The following is an 11,648-nucleotide window of genomic DNA, read 5'->3' as shown; positions in this document are numbered from 1 at the left end:
GCAACAACGGCTTCTGGACCGGCTTTGGCACCGGCGCGCTCACGGCGTTCGGCATGGGTGCCCTGGGGACGGTGGTCGCCTCGCCGGTGTACTCGGCCGGGTTCGGGGTCTATGACTATTTCCCGACCTGGGGCGTGAGCAACTATTCGAGCTGGGGAATCGGCTCGGTGGCCAGCAACTGGCTATACAGCGGCTATGCCAATCCCTACAACGCGGCGGTGGTCGCTGCACAGCCCGCACAGCAGACGACGATCGTCTATGACTACAGCCAGCCGATCAACGTCGCCGCCGCGGCGTCCCAGCCAGCCCCCGCCACGGCGGAGGCGGCGGCCGTCGCGGAGACGGCCGCCTCGACCGAGGAGCAGCTCTTCTCCACGGCCCGCGACGCCTTCAAGGCGGGCGACTACGCCAAGGCCCTGAGCCTCGCGGACCAGGTGATCAAGGCCGAGCCGAACATGCCGGCCGTGCATGAATTCCGCGCGCTCTGCCTGTTCGCGCTGAAGCGCTACGACGAGGCCGCGGCCGTCGTCTACGCGGTGCTCTCGGCGGGGCCCGGCTGGAGCTGGGCCACGCTCGTCGGGCTCTATCCCGACGTCGACACCTACACCAACCAGGTCCGCGCCCTCGAGGCGGTCGTGAAGGCCAACCCGACGGCGCCGGCGACCAACTTCCTGCTCGCCTATCACTACATGACCCAGGGCCACCAGGAGGCCGCGGCCGCCGAGTTCCAGAAGGTGACCACGCTCCAGCCCGACGACAAGCTCTCCGCCTCCTTCGTCAAGGCCCTGAAGAAGGTCGCCGAGCAGCCGGCGGAGGCCCCCGCGCCGGCCGCCGCCGCGACGAACGTCGCGGCCAACGCGGCCGCTCCCGCCGGCCAGCCCGCCGCGAATGCGAATCCTCCGGCCGAGGCCGAGGCCCCCGCCGCCGAGGACGAGCCCCCGCCTCCGCCGCCGCCGGCCAACCTGGTCGGCACGTGGAAGGCGAAGCCCAATGCGGATCTCGGAATCACCCTGACCCTCAAGGCCGACGGCGAGTTCTCCTGGGAGGTCGACAACAAGGGCCAGAAGCAGACCCTGACCGGCCGCGCCGGCTTCAAGGACGGCACCCTGGCACTCCTCCAGCCCGAGGGCCCGCCGCTGGTCGGCAAGGTCACCGAGAAGGATGCCGGCACGTTCCTCTTCGCCCCCCCCAGCGGCTCCAACCAGCCGGGCGCGGGGCTGACGTTCAGCAAGTCGTGAGCGAGAGCGCCGATCGAGCCGCCCCGCGGACCCTCGACGTCCCCGGGGCGGCGGGACGCGGATCACTCGCCGGGCGCGGCTTCGGGCGAGTGATCCGCGACGTGCTCCTCAACGGCCTCGACGAGCTCGCGATATCGCTTCGGGTCCCATGGAAGGTGGAATTCGAGGCCGACGTCCATCAATCGGCCGTAGAAGAAGGGCTCCTTCCGCCAGACGGGCGCGCGGCCGATCGCCCGGAGCGCCTCCGCCTGGGCGCGGGTCAGGCGCATCGGATCGACCTGGGGGAAGCCGGACGGCGGGACCATCCTGGTGGGGATGGCGTCCCCGTCGGGGAATACGACGCTCAGCAAGGCCGCGAATAGCTCCGCCCCCCCCATGGGCTCCGTGACCTTCTCGGACGCGCGAGATAACGCCGCCAGGGTCGGCGCCGTCGCCGCCGGGCGGACGTGCCGGATCACGGCGCTCGCGTGGCCGCCCAGGCCGAGCCAGTGCCAGGGGATCGGTTTCCCCGCGGCGTCCGTCGCGTCCAGGTCCTGGGCCGCATCCAGGAGCACGGCGAGGGCCTCGTCCGGGATCTCTCGACCCAGCAGCACACCCATCGAGATGGCCGCGGCGATGCGGACCGCGGCGGGCCGATCGGGCGAGAGCTCGGCGCCCATCCGGGACGCGTCGGAGTCGTCGTGGAGGACATGCCCGAGGATCCCCAGGCAGAAGATCGCGTTGGCACGTTCGTCCGGATCCGCCTGCTCCCGAGCGACCCCCCGGACGAGCGCAAGCGACGCCTCGCCCGCGGCCGGGAACCAGGCCAGGGCCTTGACCGCCGCGAGCCGCACGTCCCGGTCCTCGTCGGCTGCCAGCCGCCGGAAGACGTCCACGCGCGAGAGCACGGCCTCGTAGGTGTCCTTCTCCCAGAGATTCAGGCGGCCCGGATCGCCGTCGTCCTCGTCTTCATCGGGTTCGGCGGCGCGGATCTCGTCGAGGTCGGATTCCTGCCCCAACCGTCCCGCCTCGACGAAAGCCCCGTCGGGGTCGAACCCCAGCGGCACATGCCACTCCTGGTAGCCGACGGCGAGGCTGGCAAGCAGACCGACGATCGCCGCCCGGTCCTGCGTCCCGGGGGCTTCCAGCACCTCGAAGAGGAACGGGACCGCCGGCGCGCTCGCCCTGTAGCGCGAGCCCTGGTGGCAGATGGTCCATCGCAGATCGCCCAGGCCCTTCCGCCGGCCCTCCGGATCGGGGGAGGCGAGGGCGCGGAGGAACCCGGGCACGTCGCCGGCCCGCCCGTAGGCATGGGAGAGCCGGCCCCAGTCGACGTCGTCCAGTCCATCCAGCAACCCGCCCATGGTCATCTCCCGGGCGGTTTCAGCAACCCGCTCCGGCGCATCCAGTCCTCGCACCGCTTCGGCCAGGTGGAGCAGGGATCCTCGCTGGCGCGGAGGCCGAAGCCGTGGCCGCCCGTCGAATAGATGTGGAGCTCGGCCGGGACCTTGGCGGCGCGGAGGGCCTGGAACATGTTGAGGCTGCTCTTGCAGGTCACCGAGTCGTCGGCGGCGTGGGCCAGGAACATCGGGGGCGTCGTCGAGCCGACATGACTCACGGGATTCGCCGGGTCATCCTGCCGGTCCAGGTAGGCGGGGTAGACGAGCACGGCGAAGTCCGGGCGACAGCTCACCTTGTCGGCCTCGTCGACCGCGGGATACGTCCGCTCGTCGAAGTGCGTGGCGGTCCAGGCGGAGAGGTGGCCGCCCGCCGAGAAGCCCAGGATGCCGATCCGCTTCGGGTCGATCCCGAGCCCTCCGGCCTTGCTCCGCACCAGGCTCACGGCGCGCTGGGCGTCCATGAGTGCCTGGGCGGGGGGCCTGTCGTTGGGCGTCCCCTCACGCCTCGGGACGCGGTACTTCAGGACGATCCCCGTGACGCCGATCGAGTTCAGCCAGCTCGCGATCTCCTCCCCCTCGAGATCCCAGGCCAGGATGTGATAGCCGCCGCCGGGGGCGATGATCACCGAGGCGCCGGTGTCCCTGTCGCGAGCCGGGCGGTGGATCGTCAGGGTCGGATGGGTGATGTTCGTGAGGCGTTGCACCTCCTTCTCGCCCGACTTCTGCGGGAGGAAGTGCTCGTCGCCGATGGTGCCCGCCTCCCCGGGGGCCTTGCCAGGCCAGACGTCCATGGTCGATGATGGTCCATCGGCCAGGACTCGGCCCGTCGCGGCGCAGCCCGACAGGATCGCGAGTACGAAGCAAGGGAATGCGGCGGCGCGACGACGCATCGGCGGGTCCTCCACGGGGATCGACCGGGGTGTTGGCGGCGAGTGTTCGGGATTCACGGAAGCGGTAGTGTAGCACAACGGGAAGGAGCTCACTGCGGTCATGAAGATCCTTGTCATCGGACTCGACGGCGCGAGCCCGGAGCGGCTCCTGAACGATGAGCGGCTGCAGACCCTGCGATACCTGATGGACGCGGGGAGCTACGGCCCCCTCCGGGGCGTGATCCCCCCTGGGCCGATCCCCGGCTGGGCGTCGCTGGCGACGGGCCGAGACCCCGGCGAGCTCGGCGTGTATGGCCCGCTCGACCGGTCGGATCGATCCTATGCCGCGCCGGCGGTCCCCGAGGCCCATGCCGCGCCCACGATCTGGGACTTGCTCGCCCGAGACGGCAAGCCCGCGATCGCGATCGGGTTGCCCTCCGCGGGATCCGGCCCCGTCGGCGACGACGCCATCCGGGCGGAAAGCCGCCGCCGATTCGCCGACGCGAGGCGGGCCCTCGGCGGCGACTGGTCGTGCGCCTTGGTCGTGGACGACGGCCTCGCTCGCGTCTCCGGGGGCGCGGTCGACGACTACCTGCTCCACCTCGACGCGGAGCTCGGCGGCCTGCTCGAGCAGCTCGGCGAGGACGCGGTGGTCCTCCTCGCCTCGACCCACGGCACCGCGCCCCGCGAGGGGACCTTCGCCCTCAACGACTGGCTCGCCCGCGAGGGGATGCTGGTGCTCAACCGCCAGCCGTCGCAGGCCGCGCCGCTCGCCGAGCTGGACGTGAACTGGGCGAAGACGAGCGCCTGGTGCGTGGGAGGGCCGTACGCGCGAATCTACCTGAACGTCCACGGCCGCGAGCCGGCCGGCATCCTCGAGCCGAAGGACTGCCTGAGGTGCCGGGACGAGCTGAAGACGGTCCTCGAGACGGCCGTCGACGAGTCCGGCCGGCCGCTCGCCGCCGCCGTGCTCCGGCCCGAGGAGCTCTATCGCGACCTCCGGGGGATCGCCCCCGACCTGATCGTCCACCCGACGACCCGCGGCTGGCTCGCCACCGATGCCATCGGTCCCGCGCCGGCGGACGTCGCGGCGGACCTCCCCCATGCCCTGCCGACGACGGAGGGGTTCTTCATCCTCGCCGGCGCCGGCCTGCCGGCCCTCGGGGCCGTCGAGGGCGCCCGCCTCCTGGACCTTGCCCCCACGCTCCTCCAGCTCGCCGGCCGCCCCGCCCCGGAGGGCCTCTCCGGCCGCTCCCTCCTCGACGGCGCCGCCCCCGCCGCCCGACCCGCGACCAGCGTGGAAGACGAGGAAGCCCTCGTCCGCGAGCGCCTCCGCGGCCTGGGCTACGTCTCCTGATCGCGAGGACATGGCAGGCGACCTCGCCGGGCCCTCATCGCCCCAGCCGGTGGATCGTGTTGTGGATCACCCCCTCGAGGGCCTGCCCGTCCGCGGATCGGAGGCGATAGGTGAGCTCCATCCCCATGGTCGGGCGGAGGTCGGGCATCGTCAGGATGAGGGTGCGGCCGTCGGGCGACAGGCGAGCGGCGGCGATGGTCAGCGGATGCTCGTCGAGATGGTCCGAGCCGTAGTTCACCGTGCGTTTGAGCGACCAGACCTTCGCCGTGAACCGGGATCGGTCGGCGGCCGGGGCGGGGTCGAGCGGATCGGTGAATTCGACCTCCATGCGGCCCTCCTTCGCGTGCAGGCCGACGGGCAGGAGCATCGGCCTCCCCGTCGCCCGGATGCGGTAGAACCCGCCCGGCTGCGTCTGGTCGCCGGCCCAGCCGTAGAGGCCGCACGCGTAGAGCTCCCCGTTGTCGGGATGGAACCGGCCCCGCATGATGCCGGTCGGGAATCTCGGCAGCGGCAAGGAGATTTCGCCCCCCTGGGCCATGCCGTCCACGGTCTCGCGGAGGACGACGAAGACCTTGCCGTAGCCGTACGAAAGGCAGAGCAGCGAGCCGGCCAGCGGCTTCCACGCCGGGGCCTTCGTGTCCACCCAGAGCAACTGGGCCGGCGAGCGGTCGAAGACGTTCGTGAGCCAGCAGAGGGGCTGTTCCATGGCCGAGTCCGCGGTGTCGGTCACGCTCGTGTATCCCCAGATGTTCCCATAGAAGCCCCCTCGCCTGACCAGGTTGATCCGGTTCTTGGGCGTCCAGAAGCCTTCCTGGTCGGAGAGGAAGAACGAGCCGTCGGGGTTCAGGCAGACGCCGTTGGGGGCGCGGAAGCCGGTGGCCAGGATCTCGGTCGTCTTGCCGTCGTCGGTCACCTTCAGGAGCGTGCCGTGCTGGGGCACGGTCGCGGGGAGGCCGTGGCAGGCGGACTTGGCGTAGTAGAAGTTGCCCGCCGCGTCGGCCTGGAGGTCCATCGCGAACTCATGGAAGTGGGTCGTGACCTGGTGATCGTTGTTGAAGTTCTCATAGAAATCGGTCTCGCCGTCGCCATCGAGGTCGTTCAGGCGGACGATCTGGTCGCGGCAGCAGACGAAGACGGCCCCGTCGCGGACCTTCAGCCCGAGCGGCTGGAAGAGCCCCGCGGCGATCCGCCGCCAGGTCAGGCCCTTCTCCGGATGGTCCACGCCCTCGACGAGCCAGACGTCGCCGTCCCACGTGCAGACGGCCGCGACCCGCCCGCCGGGCAGGAAGTCGAAGCCGGAAAGCCGGAGCTGGCAGAGCCACGGGTTGCTCTCCGGAGTCCGGAGGACGTCCGCCGCGAATGGGCCGTCGGACTTGCCGATCTCGCCCCTGGCCGTCAGCCGCTCCGGCCACTGCGACGGCCCGCCCTTCGTGAGCGGCTCGAGGGGCTCCGGCGGCGCGGAGCGGTCGGCGCGGTCTTGCAGCTCCTTCGGGTCGCCGCGCGAGAGCAGCAGCTTGATCCGCCGGGGCTCGGTCGCCGGAAGGAAGAGGAGCGTCTGGCCGTTGCTCTCCACGAGGTGAGGCCGGGTCGTGTTCCTCCCGCCGGGACCCAGGATGAGGGCCACCGCCGTACCCTTGGGGGCGATGCGGAGCACCGTGTCGCTCGTGGCCTTGCCGAACTCGATCGTCCGCGAGAAGACCGCGGCACCCGAGGCGAGCGGCGGCTCCAGGCCGGGCAGCTCCAGCACGCGGGCCTCGCCGACCGTGTAGTCGAGGACCGTCCGCATCCCGTGGCGATGAAGGCCGCGGTAGTGGACCAGCGATGCCGGCAACGGCCCGTAGCGGCGGCCGTCCCGGGCCGTCGGCCGTCCGTCCTGAATCGCGTAGAGTCCATCCGGGCCGCCGTCTCCCGCGACCGCCCAGGTGGCCAACGGTGGGTTGGCGACCTCGACCTTGCCCACGAGCCTGGGATGGACGACGTGGACGCCGTTGAAGTTGATGCCGTTCCAGTCGATGAAGCCGTCGCCCGTCCAGGCGGCGGCAAACCGCATGGTGTCCTCGTCATAGACGACCCAGGCATGCCCGCGGGCCACGCCGCCGGGGCCGGGGTCGACGCGGACGGCGATCCCCTTGGGCACGGTGTTCGATTCGTCTCCCCCGCTGATCTCGTAGGTCGCCATCAGGCTCGGGCCGTAGTCCATCGACGACCACGGCTGGACCTCGACCGGCTCCGGCCCGCGGGACGACCCGCGCGGCAGGCTCGCCAGGTAGGCCGCGTCCGCCTTCGCGTACTGGCCCGGGTTGTGCGGCTTCAGGTAGGCCTCGCGGATGTAGTGGAGGACGTCGTACTTCTGCCGCGGCACCATCCACGTCTGCGGCGTCATCTGGCCGAAGCCGAGGCTGAGCGTCCGATACAGGCTGAGCCAGTCGCTGCCGTTCTTGAAGGTCCCCGACGCGAACCGGAGCGAGGTCGGCAGCGAGCCGGGCCGGTCCTTCGTGCCGTGGCAATTGATGCAGACCCGATTGTAGATCGCCTCCCCGCGCTTGAAGCTCTCACCATTCAGGTCGCCGATGATCCCGGCGTGGTCGATGTCGCGATCCGCCTCGGGCAGCGGCGCCGCGGCCCTCGCCGGGCTCGCGGCGTCGGGCCGCAGCGCCCTCGCACGGTCGGCCCCCCCGTCGGAGATGTCCATGAGGTAGCGGACCAGGTCGAGGAACTGCGCCCGCGACTCCAGGTTGTTGGCCAGGCCCGCCGGCATGATCGAGGCGCCGCCGATCGTCCGCTGCTCGACGTCCTTGCGGGGGATGGCCACGGCCTTGCCGTCCTGCCCGGGGTCGCGGATGACCAGGGCGTCCGGCGTGTCCGTCCCCGGCAATCCCGTGAAGACGCGGCCGTCCTCGGTGCCGATCGTCACCGTCTCATATCCGGGCCTGACCACCTTCGAGGGCGAGAGGATCGACTCCACGATCGCCTCGTCGGCGTTCGCCGCTCCTCGATCGCGGGTGGTCAGGTCCGGCCCGAGCAGGGGTACGCCGGCCTGGGCGTCGTGGCACTTCGCGCACGTCATCGTCGGCCGGAAGAAGACGACCGCCCCGCGGCGGGCGTCGCCGCTACGGCGGGCCTCGGCCGCGAGCGCCTTCGGCCCCTCGGTACGGAGTGCCTCTTCGAGCGTGCCGCCCGCGCTGGCCTGGCCGGAAAGCAAGAGTCCGATCGCGGTTCCCAGGAAGCTCATCATCGGCGGGTTGCCATCCGGTAAGGTGTTGGGCGGAACGGAGGCTCATCGGGAGCGGGCCCTGACAGTATGCCCAGGAATCCGCGATTCTTGCAGTAGTCGGCGGGTCGAGGGGAAACTACCCGGAAACGGAGCACGAACGAGTTCCACGGGGAGGCTCGCGGATGACCGCCGCCACGATCGCCGACGTCCACGGCCACCTGCAGGCCCTCTTCGACCACGGTGTCCTCGGATCGCTCTCGGACGCCCGGTTGCTGGAGCGGTTCCTGGACGCCCCGAACGAAGAGGCCGAGGCGGCATTCGGGGCGCTCGTGGAGCGGCATGCGGCGATGGTCCTTCGCGTCTGCCGCGCCACGCTCGGCCACCGGCAGGACGCGGAGGACGCCGCCCAGGCGGTCTTCCTCGTCCTGGCCCGCCGCGCCCGGTCGGTCCGACGGTCGGAATCCGCGGCGAGCTGGCTGCACGGCGTCGCCCGCCGGACCGCGCTGCGGGCCCGCCGCGACGCGGTCCGGCGCACCCGGCACGAGTGGCGGAGGGCCGAGACGATGGCACGAGACCATGAAGCGACGGCCTCGCCTCTGGACGAGTCGTGGGAGGAACTCCACCGCGAGATCGACCGCCTGCCGGACGCCTACCGCGCGGCGATCGTCCTGCGCCATCTCGAGGGCCTCTCCCACGACGAATGCGCCAGCCGCCTCGGATGCCCGCTGCGGACCTTCCAGAGCCGCCTGCTTCGCGCCCGCGACCGGCTCCGGGATCAACTGAAGCGTCGCGGGATCAGCCTGGCCGTCGTCCTGCCGGATGTCCCCGCGGCGCGGCCGGTCGCTTCGGAACCGTCCGTCGCGTGGGTCGAGGCGACCGCGCGAGCGGCGCGGGGCTTCGCCTCCGGGACGGGAGCCGCCGGGGCCTCGTCGACGGCCATAGCCCTGGCGCGATCGGTCGCCGGGCGTATGATGATCGTCGCCCCGATTCCGATGACCTTCGTGATCGCCGCCACGGTCTGCGCCGCCGCCGTGGCTGCCCCCCTGGCCCGGAGGCATATGGAACCTTCTCAGCTCGCGGATCACCCGGCGCCCGAGCCTCGGCTGTTGGAAGCCGGAAACCTGGTCGAGAATACCGACCGCACGATCGAGATACGCGTCGTCGAGAAGGCAGGCGGAGGCCCGGTCGAGGGCGCGGAGGTACTCCTCAATGTTCCTGGGACCGGGTTCCGTCCCCCTGTGGGGAGCATGAAAGTCGCGGCCCGCCAGATGACCGACGCGAAGGGCCTCTGCCGGGTCAAGATCCCCGAGAAGAAGCCTCGATGGTTTCGTATCGATGTCCGCAAGCCGGGATATGCCGAGCGGAGCTATGCCAACCAGCAGAATCCTGGCAGCATCCTCCCGGCGAGCCACACCATCGAGCTGGAGCGGGGTACGTCGATCGGCGGTGTCGTAAGGCGACGCGATGGGACGCCCATCGCCGGCGCCCGGATCATCATTGTGGCTCGCACGCTCTCTCGTCGTCCCGCCGACCGAGAGGACTACACGCTCATCAGCGAGGAGAACGCGAAGGTCGTCACCGATGCCCAGGGCCGCTGGCGATTCGACGAGATGCCGTCGACGTGGGCCTCTGCCTACATTCGGTTCGCGCATTCGGACTTCGTCCCGCCGTCGCTGACGGAGAAAACCTCGCCGCCCTCGGATGAGGATCTGAGGGCGACCCGGGCGGAGACAATCCTCGACGAGGGGTTCGCGGTCGAAGGTCGCGTCGTCGACGACGCCGGTCGGCCCATCGCCGGCGCCTCGGTGCTGCTTGGAGACGGTCCCCGGCGGAGCAAGATGGACCTCGAATCGCCGTCCACGGCAAGCGATGCCGAGGGTCGATTCCGCTTCGGCCACGTCCCGACCGGTACCCAGACGATCGAGGCCAGGGCCGGGGGGAAGTCACCGTCGCAGGTCTCCATCAACGTCGAGCCGGGGATGACGCGAGTCGAGATCCGTCTCTCTCCTGGCCATAAAGTCATTGGCCGGGTTGTCGATCCCCGCGGCAAGCCGATCGAGGGGGTTACCATCAATGCGACGGACTCCACGGGGCACATACCGCTCGGCTGGTCCGGCACGTCCGATGCGGATGGTCGCTTCACCTGGGATTCGGCGCCGGCCGGGCCCGTCTACCTGGACCTTGCCCGGGAAGGTTACATTCGGCACGTCCGGCGCGAGTGTCAGCCGAACGGGCCGGAGATCACGCTCACGATGTACCCGCCGCTCCGCATCCGCGGCCGGGTCACTGATGCGAAGACTGACCGCCCGATACCACGGTTCCGGATCATTGAGGGGGACCACTACCGGGAGTCCGGTCCGGAAGTGGACCGCATCCGTTATGCGATCTGGGACGATGACGACCTTGGCCGGAGTTTCTCGGACGGGGAGTACGAGGTCGAGATCGCCCGGATCGGTGTCCTCGCGGCGTCACTCCGCATCGAGGCCATGGGCCACCGCACGATCACCTCGCCACCAATCCGGTTGGAGGCCGGTACGGCGACATTCGACGCGGCGATGGAGTCGGCGAGCGATGTCGTCGGTTTCATCCACGGCCCCGAAGGACGTCCCGTGCCCGATGCCGAGGTCATCCTCCGGCCCCGCGAGGGAGCGGCCCAGTTCCAGGACGGTGTGCTCCAACCGCGGAGCCTTCCGCGGATCACGACCGACGCCCAGGGCCTCTTCCGCTTCCCCCCCCAGACGGCGCCACACTGCATCTTCGCGACCCACGACGAAGGCTTTGCCGACGTGGACGGGAAGGCCCTGGATGGGAGCAAGCCTATCACGCTGACGCCCTGGGGCCGCGTCGAGGGGGTCGTGAAGCTCGGCCCTCGGCCGGCCGTTGGTGTCGCCGTCACTCTCTCCGAGGTGCGCCCGCCGTCGAGTGCAGTCGGCGAGGCCTGGCCGATCACCCAGAACCAAGTGACGATGACCGATCGCGACGGCCGGTATGCCTTCGAGCGGGCCCTGCCCGGGAACCTCATGGTCGCGAGGATGTTCACGCCCGACCGGCCCGCCAGCCGGGCCACGAAGGGGGCCTGGCGGCGGATCAAGGTCGAGTCGGGCAAGACGGTGCGGGTGGACCTCGGCGGCAAGGGCCGCGCCGTGGTCGGCCGGTTCGTGCTGCCGGCAGGTGTCAAGCCGGGGGCCGTGTTCCCCTACCTCGGCCAGTCGCTCCAGCGGGTCGGCGCGGGGATCCCGTACCCGCCGGGGCTCGACGAGGCGCGGCGGGAAGAGTGGGTGCGAACCTGGCTGGAGACCGAGGAAGGCCGGGCCTACGACGATTCGCAGGTCGCCGTGGATACCAACGTCCGCCCCGACGGTTCGTTCCGCGTCGACGATGTCCTCCCCGGCCGCTACCGGATGCGGGCCGCCGCTCATGAGCCGGGGACGCGGGACGGCGAGGTCGGGCCGCTCGTCGCCGAGGCCGACGTCCAGGTCATCGTCCCCGGCGCGTCCGGCGGGGACCCGAACCAGCCCCTCGACCTCGGGGCCATCGAGATGAAGCGGTTCCGGCCGGGGCCGTGATCGCCGCTCAGGTCGAGCGTGCGGC

The 11,648-nt window shown here is 71.0% G+C and carries 6 protein-coding genes; 3 read left to right on the top strand and 3 right to left on the bottom strand.

Going from position 1 to position 11,648, the window contains the following annotated elements:
• Window positions 1-1,238: tetratricopeptide repeat protein (locus G6O54_RS31040; RefSeq protein WP_165232635.1), on the top strand; the 1,238-nt coding region annotated here is incomplete at its 5' end.
• 62 nt (window positions 1,239-1,300) lie between these two features.
• Here G6O54_RS31040 and G6O54_RS31035 read toward each other — a convergent pair.
• Together G6O54_RS31035 and G6O54_RS31030 are read right to left on the bottom strand one after the other, a co-directional pair.
• The gene (locus G6O54_RS31035) at window positions 1,301-2,581 is read right to left on the bottom strand and encodes a HEAT repeat domain-containing protein (protein WP_165232632.1); all 1,281 of its coding nucleotides are present in this window, start codon (window positions 2,579-2,581) and stop codon (window positions 1,301-1,303) included.
• Between the two features lie 2 nt (window positions 2,582-2,583).
• Window positions 2,584-3,507 carry an alpha/beta hydrolase gene (locus G6O54_RS31030; protein ID WP_165232629.1) on the bottom strand — a complete coding sequence of 308 codons (924 nt, stop codon included), beginning with the start codon at window positions 3,505-3,507 and terminating at the stop codon, window positions 2,584-2,586.
• A 100-nt stretch (window positions 3,508-3,607) separates the two neighbouring features.
• Here G6O54_RS31030 and G6O54_RS31025 point away from each other — a divergent pair, with 100 nt between their 5' ends.
• A complete protein-coding gene (locus G6O54_RS31025; RefSeq protein WP_165232626.1) occupies window positions 3,608-4,843 on the top strand; it encodes an alkaline phosphatase family protein in 1,236 nt (411 codons plus the stop codon).
• 34 nt (window positions 4,844-4,877) lie between these two features.
• On the opposite strand, the gene G6O54_RS31020 is transcribed toward G6O54_RS31025, so the two are convergent.
• A complete protein-coding gene (locus G6O54_RS31020) occupies window positions 4,878-8,078 on the bottom strand; it encodes a DUF6797 domain-containing protein (RefSeq protein ID WP_165232623.1) in 3,201 nt (1,066 codons plus the stop codon).
• 161 nt (window positions 8,079-8,239) lie between these two features.
• Here G6O54_RS31020 and G6O54_RS31015 point away from each other — a divergent pair, with 161 nt between their 5' ends.
• Window positions 8,240-11,623, top strand: a complete 3,384-nt coding sequence (locus G6O54_RS31015) for a sigma-70 family RNA polymerase sigma factor (protein ID WP_165232620.1) — start codon at window positions 8,240-8,242, stop codon at window positions 11,621-11,623.
• Window positions 11,624-11,648: the final 25 nt, after the last annotated feature.

The sequence above is a fragment of the Aquisphaera insulae genome (assembly GCF_011064615.1).
GTDB lineage: Bacteria > Planctomycetota > Planctomycetia > Isosphaerales > Isosphaeraceae > Aquisphaera > Aquisphaera insulae.
The sequence above is the reverse complement of the archived record's forward strand: the minus strand, read 5'-3'. Positions and strand labels throughout refer to the sequence as shown.

What these genes read in the sequence shown, in the direction of transcription:
- G6O54_RS31035 (WP_165232632.1), bottom strand. Translation starts at nt 2,581, where the DNA reads ATGGGCGGGTTGCTGGATGGACTGGACGACGTCGACTGGGGCCGGCTC.
- G6O54_RS31030 (WP_165232629.1), bottom strand. Translation starts at nt 3,507, where the DNA reads ATGCGTCGTCGCGCCGCCGCATTCCCTTGCTTCGTACTCGCGATCCTG.
- G6O54_RS31025 (WP_165232626.1), top strand. Translation starts at nt 3,608, where the DNA reads ATGAAGATCCTTGTCATCGGACTCGACGGCGCGAGCCCGGAGCGGCTC.
- G6O54_RS31020 (WP_165232623.1), bottom strand. Translation starts at nt 8,078, where the DNA reads ATGATGAGCTTCCTGGGAACCGCGATCGGACTCTTGCTTTCCGGCCAG.
- G6O54_RS31015 (WP_165232620.1), top strand. Translation starts at nt 8,240, where the DNA reads ATGACCGCCGCCACGATCGCCGACGTCCACGGCCACCTGCAGGCCCTC.